Annotated in this window: 18 protein-coding genes; 10 read left to right on the top strand and 8 right to left on the bottom strand. The window is 71.0% G+C overall.

The window, feature by feature from the left end; translation table 11 throughout:
• Positions 1-114: 114 nt before the first annotated feature.
• Positions 115-1269, bottom strand: a complete 1155-nt coding sequence (galT, locus tag ACSBPH_RS08545) for a galactose-1-phosphate uridylyltransferase (RefSeq protein ID WP_442577268.1) — start codon at positions 1267-1269, stop codon at positions 115-117.
• Positions 1270-1329: 60 nt separating this feature from the next.
• Here galT and ACSBPH_RS08540 point away from each other — a divergent pair, with 60 nt between their 5' ends.
• Positions 1330-2337 carry a LacI family DNA-binding transcriptional regulator gene (locus tag ACSBPH_RS08540; protein WP_442577162.1) on the top strand — a complete coding sequence of 336 codons (1008 nt, stop codon included), beginning with the start codon at positions 1330-1332 and terminating at the stop codon, positions 2335-2337.
• A 177-nt stretch (positions 2338-2514) separates the two neighbouring features.
• Here ACSBPH_RS08540 and galE read toward each other — a convergent pair whose 3' ends face one another.
• The gene (galE, locus tag ACSBPH_RS08535; RefSeq protein ID WP_442577161.1) at positions 2515-3492 is read right to left on the bottom strand and encodes a UDP-glucose 4-epimerase GalE; all 978 of its coding nucleotides are present in this window, start codon (positions 3490-3492) and stop codon (positions 2515-2517) included.
• 400 nt (positions 3493-3892) lie between these two features.
• Between galE and ACSBPH_RS08530 the strand changes: the two genes are divergently transcribed.
• A complete protein-coding gene (locus ACSBPH_RS08530) occupies positions 3893-5170 on the top strand; it encodes a glycerate kinase (protein ID WP_442577160.1) in 1278 nt (425 codons plus the stop codon).
• Positions 5171-5193: 23 nt separating this feature from the next.
• Here the strand turns inward: ACSBPH_RS08530 and pgm are convergent, their stop codons facing one another.
• Entirely contained in the window at positions 5194-6837 is a 1644-nt protein-coding gene (gene pgm, locus ACSBPH_RS08525; RefSeq protein ID WP_442577159.1) for a phosphoglucomutase (alpha-D-glucose-1,6-bisphosphate-dependent), read from the bottom strand.
• A 187-nt stretch (positions 6838-7024) separates the two neighbouring features.
• Here pgm and pheA point away from each other — a divergent pair, with 187 nt between their 5' ends.
• Positions 7025-7996 (top strand): prephenate dehydratase, encoded by a 972-nt coding sequence (pheA, locus tag ACSBPH_RS08520; protein WP_442577158.1) that lies wholly within the window; start codon positions 7025-7027, stop codon positions 7994-7996.
• An 8-nt stretch (positions 7997-8004) separates the two neighbouring features.
• On the opposite strand, the gene ACSBPH_RS08515 is transcribed toward pheA, so the two are convergent.
• The 3 genes from ACSBPH_RS08515 to ACSBPH_RS08505 all read right to left on the bottom strand — a co-directional run bounded on the left by ACSBPH_RS08515 (position 8005) and on the right by ACSBPH_RS08505 (position 12352).
• The gene (locus ACSBPH_RS08515; RefSeq protein ID WP_442577157.1) at positions 8005-9054 is read right to left on the bottom strand and encodes an LLM class flavin-dependent oxidoreductase; all 1050 of its coding nucleotides are present in this window, start codon (positions 9052-9054) and stop codon (positions 8005-8007) included.
• A 126-nt stretch (positions 9055-9180) separates the two neighbouring features.
• Positions 9181-11154 carry an alpha/beta hydrolase-fold protein gene (locus ACSBPH_RS08510; protein WP_442577156.1) on the bottom strand — a complete coding sequence of 658 codons (1974 nt, stop codon included), beginning with the start codon at positions 11152-11154 and terminating at the stop codon, positions 9181-9183.
• 184 nt (positions 11155-11338) lie between these two features.
• Entirely contained in the window at positions 11339-12352 is a 1014-nt protein-coding gene (locus tag ACSBPH_RS08505; RefSeq protein WP_442577267.1) for a LacI family DNA-binding transcriptional regulator, read from the bottom strand.
• 149 nt (positions 12353-12501) lie between these two features.
• Here ACSBPH_RS08505 and ACSBPH_RS08500 point away from each other — a divergent pair, with 149 nt between their 5' ends.
• From ACSBPH_RS08500 to ACSBPH_RS08485, 4 genes are all read left to right on the top strand, one after another.
• A complete protein-coding gene (locus ACSBPH_RS08500; RefSeq protein ID WP_442577155.1) occupies positions 12502-14517 on the top strand; it encodes a beta-galactosidase in 2016 nt (671 codons plus the stop codon).
• The gene (locus ACSBPH_RS08495) at positions 14514-15446 is read left to right on the top strand and encodes a carbohydrate ABC transporter permease (protein WP_442577154.1); all 933 of its coding nucleotides are present in this window, start codon (positions 14514-14516) and stop codon (positions 15444-15446) included. Before ACSBPH_RS08500 ends, ACSBPH_RS08495 begins: the two co-directional genes overlap by 4 nt.
• Positions 15443-16339 carry a carbohydrate ABC transporter permease gene (locus ACSBPH_RS08490; protein WP_442577153.1) on the top strand — a complete coding sequence of 299 codons (897 nt, stop codon included), beginning with the start codon at positions 15443-15445 and terminating at the stop codon, positions 16337-16339. The genes ACSBPH_RS08495 and ACSBPH_RS08490 overlap by 4 nt, the downstream gene beginning before the upstream one ends.
• 76 nt (positions 16340-16415) lie before the next feature.
• Positions 16416-17750: an ABC transporter substrate-binding protein gene (locus ACSBPH_RS08485; RefSeq protein ID WP_442577152.1), complete on the top strand. Its 1335-nt coding sequence runs from the start codon at positions 16416-16418 to the stop codon at positions 17748-17750.
• A 134-nt stretch (positions 17751-17884) separates the two neighbouring features.
• On the opposite strand, the gene ACSBPH_RS08480 is transcribed toward ACSBPH_RS08485, so the two are convergent.
• Together ACSBPH_RS08480 and ACSBPH_RS08475 are read right to left on the bottom strand one after the other, a co-directional pair.
• Positions 17885-19240, bottom strand: coding sequence for a cryptochrome/photolyase family protein (locus ACSBPH_RS08480; protein ID WP_442577151.1), 1356 nt, complete (start codon positions 19238-19240; stop codon positions 17885-17887).
• Between the two features lie 501 nt (positions 19241-19741).
• Positions 19742-21217, bottom strand: coding sequence for a diacylglycerol kinase family protein (locus tag ACSBPH_RS08475; protein ID WP_442577150.1), 1476 nt, complete (start codon positions 21215-21217; stop codon positions 19742-19744).
• A 116-nt stretch (positions 21218-21333) separates the two neighbouring features.
• On the opposite strand from ACSBPH_RS08475, the gene ACSBPH_RS08470 reads away from it, so the two are divergent.
• From ACSBPH_RS08470 to ACSBPH_RS08460, 3 genes are all read left to right on the top strand, one after another.
• Positions 21334-22509: a hypothetical protein gene (locus tag ACSBPH_RS08470; protein ID WP_442577149.1), complete on the top strand. Its 1176-nt coding sequence runs from the start codon at positions 21334-21336 to the stop codon at positions 22507-22509.
• A 176-nt stretch (positions 22510-22685) separates the two neighbouring features.
• Positions 22686-23951 (top strand): serine--tRNA ligase, encoded by a 1266-nt coding sequence (gene serS, locus ACSBPH_RS08465; RefSeq protein ID WP_442577148.1) that lies wholly within the window; start codon positions 22686-22688, stop codon positions 23949-23951.
• On the top strand, positions 23948-24856 hold the full coding sequence (locus ACSBPH_RS08460) for an HAD family hydrolase (protein WP_442577147.1): 909 nt from the start codon (positions 23948-23950) through the stop codon (positions 24854-24856). The genes serS and ACSBPH_RS08460 overlap by 4 nt, the downstream gene beginning before the upstream one ends.
• Positions 24857-24869: the final 13 nt, after the last annotated feature.

Raw genomic sequence — 24869 nt, 5'->3', positions numbered from 1 at the left:
TGAAGAGGGCGCGGGCTTCGGCGCCGGCGGTCGTGCCGGCTTCGGGCTCGGCGCCGGCGACGGCTTCGGGCTCGGCGGCGGCCTTGGCGGTCGTGCCGCCTTCGGGGGTCGTGCTCACAGGGTCACTCCTTCAGCGGCCTCGCGCAGGCGCGCGGCCGCGGTCTCGGGCGGGACGTCGCCGATCCAGGCGCCCATGGCGGCCTCGGATCCGGCGAGGAACTTCAGCTTGTCGGCGGCCCGGCGGGGGCTGGTCAGCTCGAGGTGCAGGCGCACGGTGTCGCGTCCGACGTGGACGGGCGCCTGGTGCCACGCCGCGATGTAGGGCGTGGGTGTGTCGTAGAGCGCGTCGATGCCACGGAGGAGCCGCAAGTAGAGCGGTGCGAGTTCGTTGCGCTCGGCATCCGTCGTCGCCGCCAGATCCGCGACGTGGCGATGCGGCAGGAGGTGCACCTCGAGGGGCCAGCGGGCGGCGAACGGCACGAAGGCGGTCCAGTGCTCGCCGGCGAGGATGACGCGTTCCGAGCTGCGCTCGAAATCGAGGATGCGCGCGAAAAGGTCGGGGGAGGTGCGGTCGATCGCGTCGAGCAGCCGCGTCGTGCGCGGCGTGATGTAGGGGTAGGCGTAGATCTGGCCGTGGGGGTGGGGGAGGGTGACGCCGATCGCCTCGCCGCGGTTCTCGAACGGGAACACCTGCTCGATGCCCGGGAGCGCCGAGAGTGCGGCCGTGCGGTCGGCCCACGCCTCGATGACGGTGCGGGCGCGCGTGACGGTCTGCGTGCCGAACGAGCCGGAGTGCTCGGGGCTGAAGCACACCACCTCGGTGCGACCGACGCTCGTGCGCGTGCGGCCGAGACCGAGGGCCTCGAGGTCGTCCAGCCCACGGGGCGGGTCGGCGGCGGCAGGGGCCCCGTCGAAAGCCTCGGCGAGGGCGGGCCCGAACGACGGCGACCGGTTCTCGAAGACGGCGACGTCGTAGCGCGACGGGATCTCGCTGGGGTTCGTCGGCGTCTGCGGAGCGAGCGGGTCGAGCTCGGCCGGAGGCAGGAAGGCACGGTTCTGCCGCGCCGCGGCGACCGAGATCCAGTCGCCCGTCAGGACGTCGAGGCGCATCGTGGCGGTCTCGGGGCGAGGGTCGAGTGTGCGCGAGTCGATGCCGCGCTCGTCGCCGAGCGTCGTGGCGGGATCGTCGAAGTAGATGAGCTCCCGGCCGTCGGCGAGGCGCGTCGAGCGCTTCACGACTCCGGCGCCGAGCGTCTGCGGTGTGGGCATGTTCACGTCAACACGGTAACACCGGCCTGTGTTATCGTCAACACACACGAAGGGGACCGTATGAGCCGACGCGTATCGATGGCCGATGTCGCCGCAGCGGCGGGCGTCTCGGGCCAGACCGTCTCGCGGGTCGTCAACGGCAGCCCGCGCGTCGACCCCGCGACGCGCGCCGCGGTCGAGGCGGCGATGACGAGGCTCGGCTATCGCCCGCATCGCGCGGCGCGCGCGCTGCGCACCGGGCGCACCCAGACCGTCGGGCTCGTCGCTTCGACGCTCGCGACGGTGGGCAACTCCCGCATGCTGCAGGCGGTGGCGGATGCCGCGGCCGCCCGTGGCTACTCGCTCGTCGTCGTCACGCTCGGCGGTGACTCTATCGCCCCCGCTTCCGCCGACGTCGACGCCGCTTTCGAGCGCCTGCGCGATCAGGGCGTCGACGGCGCGATCGTCCTCAATGAGGCGACGGATCTGGTTCGGGATGCCTCGACCCCTGTCGACATCGCACTCGTCGTCGTGGATTCGCCCCCCGACGACCGCTTCGGCGTCGTCGTGACCGACCACGCCGGCGGTGCCCGCGCCGCGACGGAGCACCTGCTCTCGCTCGGGCATCGGACCGTCCACCACATCGCCGGGCCGGCGGGATCGTTCGCGGCCGCCGAGCGTGAGCGGGGCTGGCGTGAAGCGCTCGCCGCCGCGGGGGCCGAGGCATCCGTCCCCGTTCGCGGGGACTGGAGCGCGGCGTCGGGGCACGCCGCCGGAGCTCTGCTCGCCGGCGAGGCCTCGGCGCTCTTCGTCGCGAACGACCAGATGGCCCTCGGCGCGCTGCGAGCCGTCGCCGACGCCGGCCGGGCGGCGCCCGCCGTGAGCGTCGTCGGATTCGACGACGTGGCCGACGCCGCCGACTACCGGCCGCCGCTCACGACCGTGCGGCAGGACTTCGACCGGCTCGGCGAGCGCGCCATGGCGCTCCTCGTCGCCCGCATCGAGGATGGTGCCGCGTCAGCGGCGCCCTACGAGGTCGTTCCCGCCGCGCTCGTCGTGAGATCGAGCACCGCGCCGCCGGCGCCCTGAGCCCCGCGCCGCCGGCGCTTCGGACGGACGCCGGTCTGCGGCATCCGTCGTCGGTTTCGTACGTTCTCGCCGAGACCACACGTCGTCGTCGCGGGCAACGTGTGTTTTCGGCGAGTACGTACGATCTCGTCGCGCGCCCCGCAGGCCCAGGCAGCGAGAACCGCGGCCGCGACGGGTTCAGCCCGCGCTGCGGCGCGCTTCCCAGCCCGAGCGCACCATCTCGTCGACGGAGTAGCGGTTCGCCCAGTCGAGGTCGCGGGCGGCCAGCTCGCCGGTCGCCACGATGCGGTCGGGATCGCCGGGGCGCCGCGGGCCGATCTCGGGCGTGAAGTCGATGCCCGTCACGCGCGCCATGGCGTCCATGATCTGGCGCACCGAGAGGCCGTTCTGCGATCCGAGGTTGTAGGCCGGCTCGATCGACTGTCCAGCCGCGAGGCGCTGCGCGGCGACGACGTGCGCCGCGGCGATGTCGGCGACGTGCACGTAATCGCGGACGTTCGTACCGTCTTCGGTGTCGTAGTCGTCGCCGTTGATGCGGGGCGTCCGGCCCTCGATGAGCGCCTCGAAGACGAGCGGGAAGAGGTTGTGCGGGCTCGTGTCGTAGACCTCGGGGTCGCCCGATCCGACGACGTTGAAGTAGCGCAGCGACGTGTGGCGGAGCGGATGCCGCGCCTCGGCCGTCGCGATCCCCTGATCGCGCAGGAGCCACTCGCCGATGAGCTTCGACTCGCCGTACGGTGAGGCGGGACGCTTGGGGAGGTCCTCCGTCACGAGGGGCACGTCGGGCGTGCCGTAGACGGCGGCGGATGACGAGAACACGATGTTCGCGACATCCGCCCCATTCATCGCCTCGAGCACGACGCGCGTTCCCTCGACGTTCTGCGCGTACGTGTGGAGAGGGCGCTGCACCGAGACGCCGGCGTACTTGTAGCCGGCGACGTGGATCACGCCCTCGACCCCGTGGTCGCGAAGCGTGTGCTCGAGCAGGTCGCGGTCGAGGATCGTGCCCTCCACGAAGGGCACGCCCTCCGGGACGAAGCCGGCATGGCCGCTGGAGAGGTCGTCGATGACGACGGGGGCGAGGTCAGCCGCTGCGAGGGCACGCACGACGTGCGCGCCGATATAGCCGGCGCCGCCGGTCACAAGCCAAGACATCCCCCCATTCTGCCGCGTCACCCGCTTCGGCCCAGACCGGGGAGGCGTGCGTCCGGATGTGGCGGACGGATGCCTCGGCACGCCGCGGCCCGCCAGCCGGCCCTTCTGAAGGGCGGCCCGGCCGGCCCGACGTCGCCGCCTGCGCATAACTCCGGAGATTCGGGAGGGGCGAGCCGGTTTTCCGGCGTGTCGCGGGCAACCCGGCCTGTTTCTCCGGAGCTGTGAACCCGGCGCGTCCGGCACCGAGGCTTGGCCGAATCAGGAGCAGCCGCGGCCGGTCGGCCACACGCGCCACCCACCGGCCGCGGCGGCTGGCCGGTCGAGCGCGGCACCACGCCGGGCCTCGCGGCCCCGGCCGGACCACGGCACCGACCCCGCGCCGGTCCGTAGCATCGTTCCCGTGACGCACAAGGCGACTCCCCGCACGGCGGGCCGGCCAGGCGTGTCGGTGCTCTTCGCCCCCGACAGCTTCAAGGGGTCGATCGGCGCGGCGGCCGCGGCATCCGCCCTCGCCTCGGGGTGGGCTTCGGTGCGTCCCGGCGACCGCGCGATCCTCCGCCCCATCGCCGACGGCGGGGAGGGCACCCTCGACGCGTTCGCCGCCGCCGTCCCCGGTGCCGAGCGCATGCCCGTCGTCGTGACGGGCCCCGACGGCGAGCCGACGCGCGCCTCGTGGCTCCTGCTCCCCGCCACGCCGGACGCCCCACGTGGCACGGCCGTCGTCGAGCTCGCCTCGACATCCGGGATCGAACTGCTCGGCGACCGCCGCCTGCCGTGGGACGCCGGCACGACAGGCTTCGGCCAGGCCATCGGCGCGGCACTCGACCACGGCGTCTCGCGGCTCGTGCTCGGAATCGGCTCGAGCGCATCGACCGACGGCGGCGCCGGCATGCTGACGGCACTGGGCGCGCGATTGACGGATGCCGCGGCCCGCCCCATCGCGCTGGGTGCACGCGGGCTGCAGACCATCGTGCAGGCCGATCTCTCGGGGCTGCGGGTGCTCCCCGACGGCGGTGTGCTCGTGCTGTCGGACGTGACGAATCCGCTCTTCGGGCCGACGGGCGCCGCCCCCGTGTTCGGACCCCAGAAGGGCCTCCCTCCCGAGGATGTGCCCCGTGTCGACGACGGCCTGCGCCAACTGGCCGGCCTCCTCGCGACCGCGCCAGCCCCGAAGACCCCGGTCACCCCGCCCACACCGCCCACCCCCGCCATCCCGCCGCCCCCGGCCACCCCGGTCATCCCGGCCACCCCGCCGACCCCTGCCACCCCCGCCGACCCGGCGACCCCGGGCGCCGGCGCGGCGGGCGGCACCGGCTTCGCCCTCCTCGCGTGGGGCGCACGACTCGTTCCCGGAGCCGCCGAGGTCGCCGCACTCGTCGGGTTGCCGGCGGCGATCGCCGAGGCATCCGTCGTCGTCACGGGGGAAGGCTCGTACGACGGGCAGTCCGCTGCGGGCAAGGCTCCCGCCTACGTCGCGGGGCTCGCGGCCGAGGCGGGGGCTGTCGTCGCGCTCGCCGCGGGGCGGATCGATCCGGATGCCTCGACCTCGGCCTTCGCCGCGACCGTGTCGCTCACCGAGCTGGCCGGCTCGCCCGCCGCCGCGCTCGCCGAACCCGCGCGCTGGCTGCACGAGGCGGGGGCGACGCTGGCCCGCGCCAACCCCAGCCCGCGCCCCTGACGGGGCCGGGCAGCAGTGAGGGGCTACGCGCCCCCGAGGGCCTCCGACACGACCGCGCGTGCTTCCTCCTGCACCTCTGCGAGATGCTCGGGGCCCTTCAGCGACTCGGCGTAGAGCTTGTAGACGTCTTCCGTGCCGGACGGGCGCGCGGCGAACCACGCGTGCTCGGTCTGCACCTTGAGCCCGCCGATCGCAGCGCCGTTGCCCGGCGCTTGCGAGAGCTTCGCGGTGATCGGCTCGCCCGCGAGCTCCGTCGCGGTCACAGCCTCGGGGGCGAGCTTGGCGAGCGCGGCCTTCTGCGCCGGCGTCGCGGGAGCGTCGACCCGCTGATACGCGGAGGCCCCGAACTCGGCCTCGAGCTCCGCGTAGCGCTGCGACGGGGTCTTGCCCGTCACGGCGAGGATCTCCGAGGCGAGGAGGCACAGGAGGATCCCGTCCTTGTCTGTCGTCCAGACCGTGCCGTCCTTGCGGAGGAACGACGCTCCGGCCGATTCCTCGCCGCCGAACGCGACGGAACCGTCGAGGAGCCCCGGCACGAACCACTTGAACCCGACCGGCACCTCCAGGAGCGCGCGGCCGAGCGACTGCGCGACGCGGTCGATGATCATCGACGACACGAGGGTCTTGCCGACCGCGGCATCCGTCGGCCACTCCGGCCGGTGCGAATACAGGTAGTCGATCGCGACGGCGAGGTAGTGGTTGGGGTTCATCAGGCCCGCGTCGGGCGTGACGATGCCGTGGCGGTCGGCGTCGGCGTCGTTGCCCGTCAGGATGTCGTAGTCCTGGCGCTTCGCGACGAGCGAGGCCATCGCCGACGGCGAGGACGGATCCATGCGGATCTTCTCGTCCCAGTCGAGCGTCATGAACTTCCAGGTCGGGTCGACGTCGGGGTTCACGACGGTGAGATCGAGGCCGTACACCTCGGCGATGAGCGCCCAGTACTCCACCGAGGCCCCACCGAGCGGATCGGCGCCGATGCGCACTCCCGCATCGCGGATCGCGTCGATGTCGATGATGTTCGCGAGGTCGCGCACATAGGCGTCGCGGAAGTCGTAGTCGCCGAGACTGTCGGCGTCGATGTCGGCGAAGCGCGTGCGCTTGACCTCGCTCAGTCCGCCCGCGATGAGCGCGTTGGCGCGGTCGGCGATCCAGCCGGTCGCGTCGGTGTCGGCGGGTCCGCCGTTGGGCGGGTTGTACTTGAAACCGCCGTCGCGCGGCGGGTTGTGCGAAGGGGTGACGACGATGCCGTCGCTGCGTCCCGGATCGTCCGCCGCGCGCCCCCGGTTGTACGCCAGGATCGCGTGGCTGAGGGCGGGAGTGGGAACCCACGAGTCGCGCGAGTCGACCCGCACATCCACGCCGTTCGCGATGAGCACCTCGATGGCGCTCCGCTCCGCGGGAAGCGAGAGGCCGTGCGTGTCGCGACCGAGGAACAGCGGTCCGCCGATTCCCTGCGCCGTGCGGTAATCGACGATCGCCTGCGTCGTGGCGAGGATGTGGTCTTCGTTGAAGCTCGTGCTCAGCGACGATCCGCGGTGACCGCTCGTGCCGAAGGCGACCCGCTGTTCCGGGATGGCAGGGTCGGGCTTTCGGTCGTAATACGCGGCGATCAGTTCGTCGATGTCGATGAGGTCGGATGCTTCGGCGGGCTGTCCTGCGCGGCTCATGCCTCCAGTCTGTCACCGGCGAGGGCCGTCGCAACGGCTTGAGCGCAGATCCAGAAGGGCATCGCCGCGAGCCGGTGGCGCTCGTGCCTGAGGAAGTGCCAGCCTCCGCACGGGGCCTACCGGCGCCAGCGGCGAAGGTCCCGTCATCCGGCGGTCCTGCCCTCGGGCCCATGGCTAGGCTGTGACGGTGACCAACGAGCCCGGGCCCGAATCCGCGGCAGAACGCCGCCGCACCTACAGCTTCCTCGGTCCGGCCGGAACGTTCACCGAGGCCGCGCTGGCGCAGGTCCCCGAGGCCCGGGGCCAGGCCTGGTGGCCCGTCCGCAACGTCGGCGAGGCGCTCTCGGACGTCGTCGAGGGCCGCTCCGACGCGGCGATGATCGCGATCGAGAACTCGGTCGACGGCGGCGTCTCGACCGCGCAGGATGCGCTCGCGACGATGCCGGGCCTGCGCATCGTGGGGGAGTACCTCGTGCCGGTCGACTTCGTGCTGGTCGCGCGGCGCGGCACGAAGCTCGAAGACGTTTCGCTCGTCGCCGCACATCCGGTCGCCTACGCGCAGTGCCTGCAGTGGTTGACGCGCGTGCTCCCCGCGCACGCGCATGTGCCCGCGTCGAGCAATGTCGCGAGCGCGATGGGCCTCCTCGACGGCACGAGCGACGCCGACGCGGCGATCGCCCCGCCCGGAATCCTCGAGCACCACGATCTCGAGCTGCTCGCCGAGAGGATCGGCGACAACCTCAACGCCGTCACGCGCTTCGTGCTCGTCTCCCGCCCGGTCACGCCGCCTCCGCCGACCGGCGCCGACAAGACGTCGCTCATCGTCGAGCTCCCCGACGACCACCCCGGGGCCCTCCTCGAGATGCTCGAGCAGTTCGCGACCCGCGGGATCAACCTGTCGCTTCTGGCATCGCGCCCGATCGGCGACTCGCTCGGGCGGTACCGCTTCGTCATCGACGCCGACGGCCACATCCAAGACGAGCGGATGGCCGACGCGCTCCTCGGGCTTCGCCGCTTCAGCCCCAAAGTCATCTTCCTCGGGTCCTACCCGCGCGCCGACCGCGCCATCGTGCGCTATCCCGAGCGCTACTCCGACGACATCTTCATCGAGGCCCGCGACTGGCTGCGCGGCCTGCTGAGCGGAGAGCCAGGAGCCTGACGCCCGGGTCAGCCCGCGAGGAGCTCCAGCGTCTGCGTGCGGCCGGCCGCGGCATCCATCGCCTCGCCGTCGTACGCACCCGCGATCGGCGAGATCATCACCTCGTCGACCTCGTAGCGGGCGGCGAACTCCGCGAGCTCGGCCCGCACGGACTCACCTGTGCCGACGAACCACTTCGCGCGGGATCCGGCCATGATCTGCTCGCCGAGTGCATCGAAGTCGGATGCCGCGGCCTGCGCCTGCTCGACGGTCTCGAGCGGGATGAGCGGCTTGTTCTGGCGGAGCCGCGCCATCATCCGCAGCTGCGGCAGGGCGCGTTCCTCGGCCTCTTCGGCGGTCGGCGCCGCGATGGCGTTCGCGGTGAGGAAGGTCACCGGCACCGGATGGGCCTCGCTCGGCTGGAACTGCGTGCGGTACAGCGCGAGCGCGCGCTCGAGCCCCTCGCCCGAGAAGTGGTTCGCGAAGACGTAGGGGAGGCCCAGCGACGCCGCGAGCTGCGCCGAGTAGTCGCTCGAGCCGAGGAGCCACACCTCGGGGGCCCCGGTCGCCGCGGGCGTCGCGTGCACGTCGTACGTCCCGCCCGACGTGAACTGCAGGGTCGCGCCCTCGGCGCCGACGAGCGAGATGATGTCGCGCACGTGGTCGGGAAAGCGCTCGACGTCGCTCGTGGTGCCCGACATCCGCAGCAGCTGCGTGATGACAGGGTCGCTGCCCGGCGCGCGGCCGATGCCGAGGTCGATGCGCCCCGGGGCGAGCGCCTCGAGCGCCGCGAACTGCTCGGCGACGACGAGGGGCGAGTGGTTCGGCAGCATGACCCCGCCCGATCCCACCCGGATGCGCGAGGTCCGCGCCGACGCGGCCGCGATGAGCACGGGCGGCGTCGTCGAGGCGACGGCGGGCATGTTGTGGTGCTCGGCGAACCAGTAGCGCCGGTAGCCGAGGTCGTCCGCGCGCTGGGCGAGGGCGAGGGATGCCGCGACCGCCTGTGCGCTCGTCTGCCCGGCGCGGACCGGCACGAGGTCGAGGACGGACAGGGCGGGAACAGGTGCAGTGGACATCACGAGAGACAACGGGCCGCGGCATCCGTCCTATTCCCCTCCTGACCATGCCGGAGAAGGCCCGCGAACGGCGAAGGGCCGGGACGGCGAAGCGCCGTCCCGGCCCGATGCCTGAGCGGGAGTCGCCTATCCGCGCAGCTTCGCGAGCGTCGTGGTCGACACCTCGCTCACATTGCCGACGGAGTCGGTCGCACGGAACGACACCGTGGACGCGGCATCCGTCCGGATCGGTCCCGTGTAGGCCGTCCACGCGGTGGTCGTGCGTCCGTTCTTGGTGATCGAGTACTCGATCCCCGCGACCTTGGACGCGGCGTCGGTCGCCGTCAGCACGACCTGCTGACGCTGGTCGATCGTGGGCGTCACGACCGGGGCGACCCAGTCCTCCTGCAGGCCCTCCGCGCGGAAGTGCTCGGAGTGCATGCCGAACGAGTCGATCAGGTGCGGCATCCAGCAGTCGTCGTTGTGGCGGCCCGTCGGGTAGACGGCCCAGGTGTGATCGACGCCCTTCGACGTGAGGATCCGATCCATCGAGCGCGCTGCGTCGTCGAACCGGTACTCGTCGAACTCGCACGCGTCGAAGAAGTAGTCGAACTTGCCGAGCTGCTCAGGCGTCATCGCTGCCGCCTGCACGAGCGGGGTCGGCAGGCCCGCGTTCGCGAAGCTGAGCGCGCCGATGTGCGAGGCGATCGACGAGAAGAGCTCGGGGTGCGACAGTCCGATCGACCACGAGCCGAAGCCGCCCATCGAGATGCCGGTGAGGCCGCGGAATTCCCGCTCGGGGAGCGTGCGGTACTCGGCGTCGACGAGGGGCATCATCTCGTTCAGGAACATGCTGCGCCACGGCGTGCCGTTCGGCTGGTCGGCGTACCAGAGCGATTCGCCGTCGGGCATGATGACGATCGATTCGGCCAGGCCCTGCGCCCACAGCCCGTCGAGCACGTCGTCGATGTTGCGCGGCTCCCACTCACGGCTGCCGCCGTTGACGCCGTGCAGGAGGTAGACGACGGGGTACTTCCGGTTCGGCTCCGACAGGTACGACGGCGGGAGGTAGGTCACGAACTCGCGCGGCTGTCCCTCGAGCTTCGAGTCCACGGTCTCGCGGAAGAAGCGCGAGCGGTTGCCCGTCTCGAGCATCGTCGCTGCCGAGAAGTACAGGAACTCCTGTGCCGCCGGCTGGTAGACGTACGGCTTGCCGTCGCGCGTGCCGACGATCGAGCGGTTCGTATCGACGATGAGCGATCCGTCATCGCCCTGCACGACCTCGACCTCGCCGTCCGAGAGCGTGAGGGATCCCGATTCGGCCATCCACTCGTTCAGCTCGCGGGCCCGGCGCTCCTTCGATCGGCCGTTGTGGAAGTACGACTCGTCGAGCGTCGCGAGGTAGGCGTCCACGTCGCCCGCGGCGAGAGCGGCCTTCTGCGTCGCGAGAACGCTCTTCACCGCCGCGGCGTCGGCAGCCGAGGCGAGCGGCCCGTCGATGCCGTAGACGTTGGCGCGCACGGCGTCTTTGGAGTAGATCCCGACGGGGCCCTGGTACCAGCCGCCGCCGCCGTTCATGTCGTACAGGCGCACCGCGAGGGTGTTCTCGCCGCCGAAGACGGGAGCCCCGGCAGGCACCGGGTAGAGCCGCTTCTCGAACCACTGGCTGCTCGCGTTCGGCGGCATCGTGCCCGAGGCGCCGATCTTCACGCCGTTGAGGAAGGCCTCGTCGACGTCGTCGAGGAACCCGAGCGAGGCGACGAGGTTCGCGCCCTCGGCGTCGGCCGGGAGGGTGAAGTCCAGGCGGTACCAGCCGAAGCCGTCGTAGCTGGCGAACGGCGTGCCGTCGCCGGGCACCTGGATGTCGGACCATGCCGAGTCGTCGAACGACGGCGCGGCGTAGGCCGGGTCGTCGCCCTTGGTGAACTTCCACGTGCCTTCGAGATCGATCGACACGGTGCTCGCCGTTCCCGCCGTCGCCTGCGCGGTCGCGGCCGGTGAGGTGCTCGCGGCCGGCTGGACGGCGACGGCGGGTGTGGCGATGAGAGCGGATGCCGCGACCAGCGCGACTGCTCCCGCGGCGACGGCCGCGAGCCGGTGTCTGGGTGTGTTCGTTTCCACGTGCTCCTACTTCTTCGTGAGGTCGGCGCGCTCGCGGCGGTCGTTGCCGCGAGACGTTCTGTGCACGTTCACAATCTCGGGCAAGCGGCCCTGTGAACGTACACAGACTTACAGGGCCTCGCCGAGGTGTCAATGCTCGGCGTGTCGGTTCCGGGTGGCCGAGGGGTCTTCCGGCCGCCGCCGATCAGGCCGACTGCCGCCAGACGACGGGGCAGTCGAGCACGTGGCCGCCCGTCTGGAATTTCTCGCCGCGGAGCTGCTGCAGCACGAGCGCGGCGGCCTCGCGGCCGAGAGCGTCGGCAGGCTGGTGCACGGTCGACAGGGGCGGGTCGCAGCGCAGCGCCCACGAGCTGTCGTCGAAGCCCACGACGCCGACATCATCGGGCACCTTGCGGCCCGCCGCCTGCAATGCGTCGATCGCGCCGGCCGCGACGGCGTCGCTCGAGGCGAAGATGCCGTCGATGTCGGGGGAGCGCTCGAGCAGGGCCCGCATGCCGGCCTGCCCGTCGGAGTACGAGTAGAACGGCACCCGCTGCACGAGCTGCGGATCGAAGCGATTGCCGAGCGCGTCGACGAAGCCCGCGAGGCGGTCCGATCCCGAGTCGCGGTCGAGGGCGGCCGCGATCATCCCGATGCGCTTCCTGCCGGTCGCGACGAGGCGGCTCGTGATCTCGCGGGCGGCCCCGCGGTTGTCGATCGCGACGTAGGCGGCATCGCCGATGTCGCGGGGGTGGCCGACGAACGCGGCGGGCAGGCCCAGGTCGGCGACGGCGCGGGTGATGGGGTCGCCGACGCGGGCCGAGACGATGATGACGCCGTCGATGAGCCCGCCGCTGAGGTAGCGGGCGAGCCTGTCGATGTCGCGTGGGCTGTCGGCGATGAGGCACGAGAGTTGATAGTCGGCGTCGGAGAGAGCGGCGTTCGCGCCAAGGAGGATCGACCCGATGTTGGGGTCTTCGACGAAGAGCGAGTGCGGCTCGTGCACGATGAGCCCGATCGCGCGCGAGCTCTGCATCACGAGGCTCCGCGCCGCGCGGTTGGGCACGAACCCGATCTTCGCGATCGCGGCCTCGATGGCCTCGCGAGCCTCGTCCGACACGTAGGGCTGCCCGTTGAGCACGCGGCTCACCGTGCCGCGCGACACCCCCGCCTCGATCGCCACGTCCTTCACGGTCGCCCGTCTGCGACGCCCCGTCATCTCCACGGGCTCATCGTATGTGCACGAGCACATCGGGCACCCGATGTTTGACACGAGCGCCCCGGTGTGTCACTCTGTTCACGTTCACAGAGCCTCAGTGCCGAGATTCTCGCTCTGAGCTGTGCACGTTCACAGAACTTAGGAGCATCTTGAACCCCTCCGCTCGCCCCTTCGAGCACGACGGCATCGCCTTCGGTTGCGACTACAACCCGGAGCAGTGGACGCCCGACGTGTGGGACGAAGACATCGCTCTGATGTCGGAGGCGGGCGTCGATCTCGTCGCGGTCAACATCTTCGGCTGGTCGCACATCGAGCCCCGTCCAGGCCAGTACGACTTCGCGGCGCTCGATGACATCATCGGCCGTCTGCACGCTGCCGGCATCCGCGTCAACCTGGGCACCGGCACGGCGTCCCCCCCCGCGTGGCTGAGCCGGGCCCACCCCGAGATGCTGCCCATGGCCGAAGACGGCACGCGCCGCTACCCGGGCGGTCGGCAGGCGTTCTGCCCAAGCTCGCCGGTGTACCGCGAGGCGGCGCTCCGGCTCGTCTCGGCCGTCGTCGCCCGCTACGGCGACCACCCGGCGGTCGCGCTATGGCACGTCTCGAACGAGCTCGGCTGCCACAACGCCCTCTGCCACTGCGATGCGAGCGCCGCGGCGTTCCGCCGGTGGCTGCAGGACCGGTACGTGACGATCGACGCTCTCAACCGCGCGTGGGGCACGGCCTTCTGGAGCCAGACATACGGCGACTGGTGCGAGATCGGCACGCCGCGCGCCACCCTCTCCAGCCGCAACCCGGGTCAGATGCTCGACTTCCACCGGTTCAGCTCGGACGAGCTCCTGTCGTCCTACCGCGCCGAAGCCGAGGTCATCCGCCGCGGCAGCGCTGCCCCGATCACGACGAACTTCATGGTGACGGCGCACATCGAGAACCTCGACTACTGGTCGTGGGCCGCCGACATGGACATCGTCGCCAACGACCACTACCTCGACCACCGGCTCGAGGACCCCCGCGCCGAGCTCGCCTTCGCCGCCGATCTCTCCCGCGGCCTCGGGGGCGGCGCGCCGTGGATCCTGATGGAGCACTCGACCGGCGCGGTCAACTGGCAGCCCCTCAACAAGGCGAAGGCGCCCGGCGAGATCCTGCGCAACTCGCTCACGCACGTCGCGCGCGGCGCGGACGGCGTGTGCTTCTTCCAGTGGCGCGCCTCGGTGCAGGGGAGCGAGAGGTTCCACTCGGCCATGCTTCCCCACGCGGGCACAGACTCGAACGTGTGGCGCGAAGTGGTCGAGCTCGGTGGCATCGTCGATCGGATCGGCGAGATCGCCGGCTCGCGCGTCGTCGCCGAGGCCGCTCTCATCTTCTCCTGGGAGTCGTGGTGGGCCACCCAGGACGACTCGCGTCCGAGCAAGGCGCTCGGCTACCTCGACCAGGTGCACGCGGCGTACGGCGCCTTCCACAGCCTGGGCATCACCGTCGACATCGTGGCACCCGGCGCAGATCTGTCGGCGTACAAGCTCGTCGTCGTCCCCGGTCTGCACCTCGTCCGCGAGCGCGATGCGGTGCTCATCACCGACTGGATCGCCGCAGGCGGCACGGCTCTCGTGACCTTCTACAGCGGCACCGTCGACGAGGACGACCGGGTCTGGACGGGCGGCTACGCCGGTCCTTTCCGCGAGGCGCTCGGCATCCACATCGAGGAGTTCGCCCCCGTCGGCCCCGAGACGGCGCTGCCGCTCACGTCGGGTGCGACCGGCCGCCTCTGGTCGGAGCGGTCGCACGTGACGACGGCGGTGGCCGAGGCATCCTTCACCGACGGACCCTCCGCCGGACACCCCGCCATCACCCGCAACGCGTGGGGAGCCGGCTCCGCCTGGTATCTCGCGACGCTGCTGGCGGCCCCCGACTACCGCGCGCTCGTCGTGCGTCTTGCCGACGAGGCGGGCGTGCGTCCCGCGGCGAACGTCCGCGGCGCCGACGACGCTTTCGAGATCGTGCGCCGGAGGGGGACGGATGCCTCGTACCTCTTCGTCGTCAACCACGGTTCGGCGCCTCTGCACATCGACGCGGACGGCACCGAACTGGTCACCGGAGCACCGGTGTGCGGCACCGCCGAAGTCCCGGGCGGCGCCGTGCGCATCATCAGAGAGGAGGCGGCAGCATGACCGCCACAGAAGTCCTCGTGACGCAGGACCGACGAGGGGCAGCGAAGCCCCCCGGGCGCCGGCGTCCCACGCCCCACAAGGGCGCGATCGCGATCTTCACGGGTCCGTTCAGCGTCCTCTTCCTGCTCTTCTACCTCATCCCGATCGGCTTCGCCGTCTGGCAGTCGCTCCTCGTCGTTCAGCGCGAGGGCCTGTACGGCAAGCCGACGGAGGTCTTCGGCGGGCTGGCGCAATACGCGCTGGTGTTCCAGAACGCGCCGTTCTGGGAGTCGGTCTGGCGCGTGCTGCTGTTCGGCGTCGTGCAGGTGCCGGTCATGCTCGGACTCGCGCTGCTGTTCGCCCTGCTCCTGGACTCGCCTGCGCTCAAGGGCAAGAAGTTCTTCCGTCTCGCATTCTTCGCCCCCTATGCCGTTCCCGGTGTCATCGCCGCGATCATGTGGGGCTTCCTCTACTCGCCGAACCTGTCGCCGTTCACCGATGTGACGCAGGTCGTCGACTTCCTCTCGCCGCAGCTCGTGCTCTGGTCGATCGCCAACGTCGTGACGTGGGTCTACGTCGGCTACAACATGCTGATCATCTACTCGGCGCTGCTCGCGATCCCGTCCGAGGTGTACGAGGCGGCCAGGCTCGACGGCGCCGGGCAGGTGCGCATCGCGTGGTCGATCAAGATCCCCATGGTCGCACCGGCGCTCGTGCTCACCGCGGTCTTCTCGATCATCGGCACGCTCCAGCTTCTCGCCGAGCCGCAGGTCTTCCGCTCGTTCAGCGCGGCGGTGTCGTCGACGTACACGCCGAACATGACGATCTACGCCACGAGCGCCATCCCCAATCCCAACCTCGCGGCCGCGTTCTCGGTCGTCCTGGCGGTGGCGACCTTCGTCCTGTCGTTCACGTTCCTCAAGATCACCCAGCGGAAGGCCGAGCAATGAGCCTCCTCACCCGCACCGCGGGCGCCACCCCCGATCTCGCACCGTCGCGTGGTCCTCGTGAGAGCCTCCTCTCGCGCGGAGCGGCGCTGCTGGTCATGGGCGTCTTCACGCTCTACTTCCTCGTGCCGATCTGGTGGCTGTTCATCGCCTCCACGAAGGATCGCGGCGACCTGCTCACGACGAACCCTCTGTGGTTCGCGGACGGCAACTTCTTCGCGAACATCGGCGATCTGCTGAACTACGGCGGCGGGATCTACGTCCGCTGGATCGGCAACAGCATCGCGTACGCGGGGCTCGGGGCCCTCCTCGCCACGATCTTCGCGGGCATGTGCGGCTACGCCCTCGCGAAGTACCGGTTCCGCGGACGAGAGACGTACTTCAACATCGTGCTCGGCGGCGTGCTCGTGCCCGCCACGGCGCTCGCGCTCCCGCTCTTCCTCCTGTTCAGCCAGGTGAACCTGACGAACACGTTCTGGGCGGTGCTGCTCCCGAGCATCGTGAGCCCCTTCGGCGTCTACCTCAGCCGGATCTATGCCTCGGCATCCGTCCCCGACGAGCTCATCGAAGCGGGCCGCATCGACGGTGCGAGCGAGGTGCGCACGTTCTTCACGATCTCGATGCGCCTCATGATGCCCGCGCTCATCACGGTCTTCCTCTTCCAGTTCGTCGCGATCTGGAACAACTTCTTCCTGCCGCTGATCATGCTGCGCAGCGAAGAGCTGTTCCCCGTGACGTTCGGCCTCTACACGTGGAACACGCAGCTCAACCAGATCCCCGAGCTGCGCACCTACGTCCTCGTCGGCTCGTTCCTGTCGATCGTGCCGCTCATCGCCGCATTCCTCCTGCTCCAGCGCTTCTGGCGCAACGGACTGGGCAGCGGATCGGTGAAATGACCCCCCGCTGCGCGGCCTCGCCCGCGGCATCCTCCCTGTAAATCCCGCACCACACCCCATCGAGTAAGGAATCGAAATGCAGCACAAAAAGAGGGCAGTCGTCACCGGCGTCGCACTGCTCAGCGCGCTCGCGCTGGCCGGATGCTCGGGCGGATCGGGCGGCGACGGCGGCAGCACCGCCGACGCGGCGTCCTGCGCCCCGTCCGACGGCAAGGTGACGCTCGACTTCACGTCGTGGATCCCCGGCATCGAAGACGTCGTCGCGATGTGGAACGAGGAGAACCCCGACATCCAGGTCAACGTGCAGACCGGCCCCAACGGCAACGGCGGCACGTACAAGAGCTTCTTCAGCCAGCTCGCGGCGGGCAACGCCCCCGACCTCGGCCAGATCGAGTACGACGCGCTCGCGAGCTTCCGCGTGCAGGACGGCCTCGAAGACCTGTCGGCCTGCGAGGACGTCGTCGCGGCCGAGAAGGAGTTCATCCCGTGGACGTGGGGGCAGGTGACCCTCGGCAGCGACGGCGTCTACGGCATCCCGCAGGACTCGGGCCCCATGGCGCTGTTCTACCGCTCCGACCTGTTCGAGCAGAACGGCATCGCCGTTCCGACGACCTGGGACGAGTACAAGGAGGCCGCCAAGGCCATCCGCGCCAAGGGCGGCTACATCACCAACTTCTCGACCGCCGACATCAACCAGTTCGCCGGCTTCGTGTGGCAGGCCAACGGCCACTGGTTCTCCAACGACGGCAAGGAGTGGACGGTCGACCTGACCGGCGACGAGTCGACCAAGGTCGCCGAGTACTGGCAGGAGCTCCTCGACGAGGACCTCGTCTCGACCTACCCGGCCTGGACCGAGGAGTGGAACAACGCCTACAACTCGGGCGAGGTCTGGTCGTGGAACTCCGCCGTGTGGGGCGCCAACTCCATCTCGTCGGGTGCTCCTGACACGGCGGGCCTCTGGTCGGTCGCGCCGTCGCCGCAGTGGGAGGCCGGCGGGAAGAGTGCGGGCAACTGGGGCGGCTCGTCGATCGCCGTCTTCAAGGGCACGGACCACCTGTACGAGGCGGCGAAGTTCGCCCTGTGGCTGAACACCTCGGATGAGGCGCTCACGGCTCTCAACGAGTCGGCCAACATCTACCCCGCCACGACGGCCGGCCTCGAGCTCCCGTCGCTGCAGGAGGGCGTCGAATTCTACGGCGGCCAGAAGATCTACGACGTGTTCGCCGAGGCGGCGTCGCAGGTGAACCCCGACTTCGTCTGGGGCCCGACGATGACGCAGACCTACGCCGACGTGTCGGACGGCTTCCAGAAGGCCGTGACCGGCAGCGGCACGCTCCTGGATGCGCTGAAGTCGGCGCAGGAGTCGACGATCTCGACGCTCAAGTCGCAGTCCATCCCCGTCGCGGAGTAATCCCGCGGCACCCTTGAACCCGCTTCGCGGGGGCCGGCTTTCGAGCCGGACCCCGCGGAGCGGGTTCTCGGCGTTGTGGCCCGGGTCGGCGGCGCCGTGCCGCAGGGCGCGCGGTGCGCGCCCCGGCCCGGCGCTCAGCGCGGTGCGCGCTTGACGTGCTCGTACGCGGCCAGCGCGGCGTTGCGCGTCTCCTTCAGATCCACCATCGGCTCCGGCGGGTCGTCGCGGGCGTACTCGGGGGCCCATCGGCGGATGTAGAGCCCGTCCGGGTCGAACTTCCGCGCCTGCAGCTCGGGGTTGAAGATGCGGAAATAGGGCGCGGCATCCGCCCCTGACCCCGCGACCCACTGCCAGTTGAACGGGTTGTTCGCCGCGTCGGCGTCGACGAGCGTGTCCCAGAACCACTCTTCGCCGCGGCGCCAGTCGATCAGCAGGTTCTTGATGAGGAAGGATGCCGTGACCATCCGCACGCGGTTGTGCATGTACCCCGTCTGCCAGAGCTCACGCATGCCGGCGTCGACGAGGGCGACGCCGGTGCGGCCCTGCTGCCACGCCTCGAGGTGAGAGCGGCTCAGACGCGGCCACGGGAAGGCGTCGAACTCGCGCCGGAGGTTCTCGGTCGCGAGATCGGGGACGTGGAAGAGCGTGTGCCATGCGAACTCGCGCCATCCGAGCTCCGAGAGGAAGCGCCCGCTGTCACCGCCGGCCTTCATCGCCTCGTGCCACACCTGGTACGGGCTGACCTCGCCCCACCGCAGCCGCGGCGACAGCAGCGAGGTCGACTCGGCGGCCGGCTCGTCCCGCGCGGTGCCGTAGCCGGCGAGATCCTCCGTGAGGAACTCGTGCAGCCTCCGCCGTGCCGCCGGCTCGCCCGGCTCCCATCGCTCCCGCAGGCCGCCCGCCCAGTCGGGATGCTCGGGCAGCAAGCCCCACGAGTCGAGGTCCTCGCTGTCGGGCGCCGCCGACGGGCCGTCGACCGCCCGAGGCTCGGGAAGCGGTGCGCGCGGCGACGGAAGCGAGAGGCACGCCCGCCAGAAGGGCGAGAAGACCGAGAAGTGCGTGCCGGCCCCGGTGCGCACGGTCCACGGCTCGAAGAGGACGGATGCCGCGAACGACTGCACCACGAGGCCCTCTTCGCCGAGCGAGGACTTCAGCGACGTATCGATCTCGCGCTCTTCGGCGCCGTAGCGGCGGTTCCAGAAGACCGCGCCGGCCGCGGCATCCGTCACCACCTCGCGCACCACCTGCTCGGCCGGACCGCGTCGCAGGATGAGCACGCCGCCGCGCTCGGCGAGCCGGTCGCGCAGCGAGGCGAGCGACCCGTGCAGCCACCAGCGGGCCGCGCCGCCGAGGGGACGGATGCCGGGCGACTCCTCGTCGAGCACGTACAGCCCGATCACGGGTTGACCGCGGTCGAGGGCGGCGCGGAGGGCGGGGTTGTCGGCGAGTCGGAGGTCGTCTCGGAACCACACCACGGACGGCGAAGGCATGCTCGGATGCTAGCCGCGGCCGTTCCGCCGCCGCCGGACTTGACACAGACCCACCCGGGTGCCGCACCGCCGCACGGGGCCGGGCATAGGCCGGAGCCGGCGCCGGCGCGAGGCCGGGCAGGGCGCGGGGCATAACTCCGGAAGAATCACGCCCGTCGGGCCCGAAACGCCCCGGGATCGGCCGTTGCGGGCTGAAACTCCGGAGTTATGAACCCGGCCGCGCCGCGGCCCGGGGTGGGGGAGACGCCGGGCCGGCGTGAGCCGCGGTCGACGCGGCGCCGGAGTAGGGGCATAACTCCGGAAGAATCACGCCCGCCGGGCCCGAAACGCCCTGGGATCGGCCGTTGCGGGCTGAAACTCCGGAGTTATGAACCCGGCCGCCCCGCGACCCGGGGTGGGGGAGACGCCGGCATACAGCCCCGACCCCGACAGAGGCGAGAGGCGGGAAGCCAGAGCCACAGCCGAAGCCGACGCCGAAGCCGAGCCGAGTCGAAGCCAGAGCTAGAGCCCGGAGACGTCGTGGCCCTTCGGCACGGTGATGTCGAGGCCCGCCGGCATGACGCGGGCGCGCACGCTCACGGCCTCGCCGAACTCATCGCCGTCGAGCTGCACGAACTGCGCCTCGGTCGCACCGACCTCGAGCTCGGCACCGCGGGCGTAGCGCACGGCGTTGTCGCGGGTGCGCAGCGCCAGCACGCGCCGCCCGGCGCGGAACTTGCGCAGGAAGCTGTTGTCCCACGCGACGCGGCGCCAGACGAACAACCAGCCGAAGGGCCCCTTCGGCTGGAATACGACGATATCCATCGAGCCGTCGGTGACGGATGCCCCGGGGATGAGCTCGAGCCCCGCCGGAAGCGATCCGCAGTTGGCGAAGAGCACGCTCTGCACGCGGGCGGAATGAAGCCGATGCCCCGCGATCTGGTACATGATCCGGAACGGCTTGGCGCCCGGCAGCGAGCGCGCGGCGCCGTCGACGTAGGCCACCCACCCCACGGTCTTCTTGAGCTGCGAATTGGTGTTGGCGATCATCGCCGCGTCGAGACCCATGCCGCCCATGACGACGAACGCGCGCTCCTCGGTCTTGCCGGTGGAGCGGCGCAGGGCCGCGAACCCGATGTCGACGCCGACGGTGTCACCGTCGAAGGTCGCGCGGATCATCGTCTCGGCATCGTCGAGCGGCAGCCTCAGGTTGCGGGCGAGGAGGTTGCCGGTACCGCTCGGGACGATCGTGAGAGGGATGCCGCTGCCCGCCATCGCCTCGGACACGGCGCGCACCGTGCCATCGCCACCCGCGACGAGCACCGCGTTCGCGCCGGCTTCGAGCGCCTGGCGCGTCACGTCGTCGCCGAGGTCGTCGACGGTCGTCTCGTAGAAGAGGGGCTCGGCCCATCCGGCCTCGGCGGAGAGCTGCTCGACCGACGCGCGCAGCGCATCGGCGTCGACCTTGATGGGGTTGTAGACGAGTGCGGCCTTGGGATTCGGCCGCTCCTTGCCGCCGCCCATGGGCTCCGTCTCGCCCTCGGGCCCGACGCGGCGGGCCTCGCCCGTCTCGCCGTCGGCCGTGTCGGACGAGATGTCGTCGGGCTCGCGGATCACCTCGTCGGGCTTGGCCGCCTCGGCAGGGTCGGGGTTCTCGTCGGTGGAAGGACCGGGAACGGATGCCTCGTCCCCGCCGTCGCCGTCGGACCCCTCTTCGTTCGCCTCGCCGCCAGACGCTTCACCCGAACCCTCGTCATCCGAAGCGTCCGCGCCCTCGTCCTCGTCCTCCGCCGCCTCGGCATCGACCGCTTCACCGGCCGCGCCGACTTCGCCCAGCGTCTCCGGCTCCTCGGCGAGGCGCTCGGCCTCGGCGCGGATCTCGGTCTGCGAGACCTTGATCTCGCTCGTCTCGGGCCCGTCGGCGTAGATCGCATCGGAGGGATGCGGCGGGTCTACTGGGGGAGACGTCTCGTCGTCTTTGCCGGAACCCGCTGCCATGCCTATAACCATAGGCGCGCGGCATCCGTCCCCGCCCGTTTCTCGCCGCGATCTTGACAAGGGCGTTCCGCCGGTCTCACCGCCGGGACTCATGCCGGGGCAGTACACTCCCGGCCGTGACGCTCTTCGAGCCGCCGACGGGGTCGTCGGGGTGGTACGGCGCCGATCCGGGATCTGCCGGCTCGGCGGTCGTCGACCCGGCGCGCCGTCGGCGCGACCGGCGCGCGATCGGCTTCGTGATCGTCGCCATCGCGCTCGCCCTCGGCGGCGGACTCTGGACGATGCAGCAGTCGGCGGGCCTGCCGTGGGAGCGCCACGAGCCGAGCGCCCAGGTCATCGCCCTCGCGGACCGCGCGCAGCTCACCGACACGGGTCGTCAGCTGCTCTACTCCCTGCAACCCGAGCTCGTCGACGCGGCGAAGGTGGCAGATGTCTGCGGGGGCAGCGAACGGGTGGCCGCGGCATCCGGAACCGGCGACGGCACATCCCCGCTCGGCTGCTACCTGCGCAACCTCGCCGGTCGCCAGATCGTGCTCTACGACCCCCTCGACGAGCGGCTCTCAGGGATGCTCGTCACCACCACCGCCCACGAGCTGCTGCACGCCGTCTACGACGCGATGCCCGCTTCGGAGCAGAGCGAGATCGACGGCCTCATGCAGACCGAGCTCGCCCGCGTGCCCGCCGATGACCCCGTGCGGCTGCAGATCGACGCCTCGGTCGGCTCGCACGACTCGTCGATCGGCACCGAGCGCTTCGCCTACCTCGGCTCGCAGATCGAGCCCGACGGGGGTTTCGCGCCGCGGCTCGAAGAGATATATGCGCGCTATTTCCTGGATCGTCACGCTCTCGTGGAGGTCTTCCGACAGACGGATGCCGTGGTCCCCACCATCACCCGGGAACTCGACGCCGCGTGGGCTGCGCTCGCCGCCGAAGAGCAGGCGAACCTCGACGCCCGGGCGACGTACCAGTCCGACCGGGCCTCCCACACCGCCGAAGTCGCCGCGTACAACGAGGAGGTCGCGCGGTTCAACGCCGCCCCGGCCGACCAGCGCACGCGGGGGCGGATGACGCGGACAGCGCCGGACGGCACGACGACGGTGCTCCCGTGGGGCGAGTCGCTCGCCCGGTGGCAGCAGGAGCTGGATGCCGCGACCGCCGAGCTCGAGGCGCGCGGCCCGTCGCTCGACGCGGCCGAGGCGGCCACCGTGGCCAAGCGCGCCGAGCTCGAGGTGCGCGAGCAGGACGCCGTCGCGCTCGTCGAAGCGGCGTATCCGGGCACCGATCTGAAGTGAGGCCTGCGCGGCCGGGCCGGCGGGACGCGGGCACGCGCGGTCCCTTCGGGTGGCAGTGAGCGCCGTCCTTCCGGGTGGCCGTGACGCGCCGTCCCTTCCGGGTGGTCGTGAGCGGCCGGTTCTCGAGGCGAGCGGGGCACGCGGCATCCGTCAGGCCCCGACTCTAGACTTGACGGATGATCGATCCCGTTCTTCTCCGCGAGAATCCCGAGCTGGTCAAGCGCTCGCAGGAGGCGCGGGGAGAGTCGCCCGACACCGTCGACGCCGCCCTCGCCGCCGACCGTGAGCGTCGCGCCGCGATCACGGCGTTCGAGGAGCTCCGTGCGGCGCAGAACGCGCACGGCAAGCGCGTCGCGCAGGCGCCGAAAGACGAGAAGGCGGCGCTCGTCGCCGAAGCTAAAGAGCTGAGCGAGCGCGTCAAGCAGGCGCAGCACGCCGTCACCGCCGCCGAAGAGGCCGCCGACGCCGCCTTCGCGAAGCTCGAGAACATCGTCATCGACGGCGTGCCGGCCGGCGGCGAAGACGACTTCATCACGCTTCGCACGCACGGTGAGCCCGCGCAGTTCGACTTCACGCCCCGCGACCACCTCGAGCTGGGCGAGCTCCTCGGCGCGATCGACATGGAGCGCGGCACGAAGGTGTCGGGGAGCCGCTTCTACTTCCTCACGGGCATCGGCGCGCGCCTCGAGCTCGCGCTCATGACGCTCGCCCTCGACCGTGCCCTGCAGGCCGGATTCACGCCGATGGTCCCGCCGACGCTCGTGCGCCCCGAGGTCATGCGCGGCACCGGCTTCCTCGGCCAGCACGCCGACGAGATCTACCACCTCGAAGAAGACGACCTCTACCTCGTGGGCACGAGCGAAGTGCCGCTCGCGGGCTATCACATGGGCGAGATCCTCGACTTCGCGAAGGGCCCCAAGCGCTACGCGGGCTGGTCGACGTGCTACCGCCGCGAGGCCGGCTCGTACGGCAAAGACACGCGCGGCATCATCCGCGTGCACCAGTTCAACAAGCTCGAGATGTTCGTCTACACGACCCCCGACGAGGCCGAGGCCGAGCACGACCGCCTCGTCGCCATGCAGGAGGGGATGCTGCAGGACCTCGGTCTCTCGTACCGCGTGATCGACGTCGCCGCGGGCGATCTGGGCTCGAGCGCCGCGCGCAAGTTCGACGTCGAGGCCTGGGTCCCGACGCAGGGCGCGTACCGCGAGCTCACCAGCACGAGCAACTGCACGACGTATCAGGCGCGTCGCCTCGACATCCGTCACCGTCCCGAAGGCGGCAAGACGTCGCCCGTGGCGACCCTCAACGGAACCCTCGCGACCACCCGGTGGATCGTCGCGATCCTCGAGACGCACCAGCGCGCCGACGGCTCGGTGACGGTGCCCGAGGTGCTGCGTCCGTACCTCGGCGGCCTCGAGGTCATGGAGCCTGTCGCGTGACCGAAGCTCACCTGCCCCCCACGGGCAGCGTCAAGATCGTGGGGCGCAGGAAGGCCGCGAAGATCGTCGAGGAGATCGCGCGCGATACCGAGAATCCGGATGTCGCGACCGACCTCCTCCTCGTCGTGCTCGACATCGACGGCACCATCCTGCTGGCCGACGAGACCCTTTCTCCGGGCGTCGTCGACGCCGTCGAGCACGCGCACCGCGCGGGCCACGAAGTGATGCTCGCGACCGGACGCTCGTGGGAGGGCACTCGCGGCATCCTGATCGCCCTCGGCATCGCGCCCGAGTTCGTCGTGTGCTCGAACGGAGCGGTCATCATGCGGCGCGTCGAGGGCGACGAGGCGGACTACGAGCGGTTCCACGTCGAGAAGTTCGATGCGACGGAGGTGCTGACGCTGCTGCGCCAGCACCTGCCCGACGCGCGGTACATGGTGGAGCTGCCCGATGGGCGGCGCCTGTACACCGAGTACCTCGAGGACTGGAACCTCGTCGATGCCAGGCGCGTGAGCTTCGAGGAGCTCACGGCGCAGCCCGTCTGCCGCGTCGTCGTCGTGTCGCCCGGTCAGAGCGAGCAGGATTTCGTCGACCTCGTCGAGCGCATCGGCCTCAACCAGGTCTCGTACGCCGTCGGCTGGACGGCCTGGCTCGACATCGCGCCGAAGGGCGTCGACAAGTCGACGGCCCTCGAGCGGGTGCGCGAGTGGCTCGGGTTCGATCCCGCGCACGTCCTCGTGATCGGCGACGGCCGCAACGACGTCGGCATGTTCGAGTGGGCGCGCGAGAACGGCGGTCGTGCCGTCGCGATGGCGCAGGGTCCCCAAGAGGTTCGGGATGCCGCGAACGAGGTGACCCGCTCCGTCGAGGCCGGCGGCGTCGCCGCGGTGCTGCGCAAGCTCTGACCCCGCGGCGGCC

The organism is Microbacterium sp. F51-2R, from assembly GCF_052180235.1.
Lineage (GTDB): Bacteria > Actinomycetota > Actinomycetes > Actinomycetales > Microbacteriaceae > Microbacterium.
The sequence above is the reverse complement of the archived record's forward strand: the minus strand, read 5'-3'. Positions and strand labels throughout refer to the sequence as shown.

Bases quoted from the DNA above. Each gene is read 5' to 3' on its own strand.
- ACSBPH_RS08515 (WP_442577157.1), bottom strand. From the start codon at position 9,054: ATGTCCACTGCACCTGTTCCCGCCCTGTCCGTCCTCGACCTCGTGCCG.
- ACSBPH_RS08540 (WP_442577162.1), top strand. From the start codon at position 1,330: ATGAGCCGACGCGTATCGATGGCCGATGTCGCCGCAGCGGCGGGCGTC.
- ACSBPH_RS08495 (WP_442577154.1), top strand. From the start codon at position 14,514: ATGACCGCCACAGAAGTCCTCGTGACGCAGGACCGACGAGGGGCAGCG.
- galT (WP_442577268.1), bottom strand. From the start codon at position 1,269: ATGCCCACACCGCAGACGCTCGGCGCCGGAGTCGTGAAGCGCTCGACG.
- ACSBPH_RS08480 (WP_442577151.1), bottom strand. From the start codon at position 19,240: ATGCCTTCGCCGTCCGTGGTGTGGTTCCGAGACGACCTCCGACTCGCC.
- pgm (WP_442577159.1), bottom strand. From the start codon at position 6,837: ATGAGCCGCGCAGGACAGCCCGCCGAAGCATCCGACCTCATCGACATC.
- serS (WP_442577148.1), top strand. From the start codon at position 22,686: ATGATCGATCCCGTTCTTCTCCGCGAGAATCCCGAGCTGGTCAAGCGC.
- galE (WP_442577161.1), bottom strand. From the start codon at position 3,492: ATGTCTTGGCTTGTGACCGGCGGCGCCGGCTATATCGGCGCGCACGTC.
- ACSBPH_RS08490 (WP_442577153.1), top strand. From the start codon at position 15,443: ATGAGCCTCCTCACCCGCACCGCGGGCGCCACCCCCGATCTCGCACCG.
- ACSBPH_RS08475 (WP_442577150.1), bottom strand. From the start codon at position 21,217: ATGGCAGCGGGTTCCGGCAAAGACGACGAGACGTCTCCCCCAGTAGAC.
- ACSBPH_RS08485 (WP_442577152.1), top strand. From the start codon at position 16,416: ATGCAGCACAAAAAGAGGGCAGTCGTCACCGGCGTCGCACTGCTCAGC.
- ACSBPH_RS08505 (WP_442577267.1), bottom strand. From the start codon at position 12,352: ATGACGGGGCGTCGCAGACGGGCGACCGTGAAGGACGTGGCGATCGAG.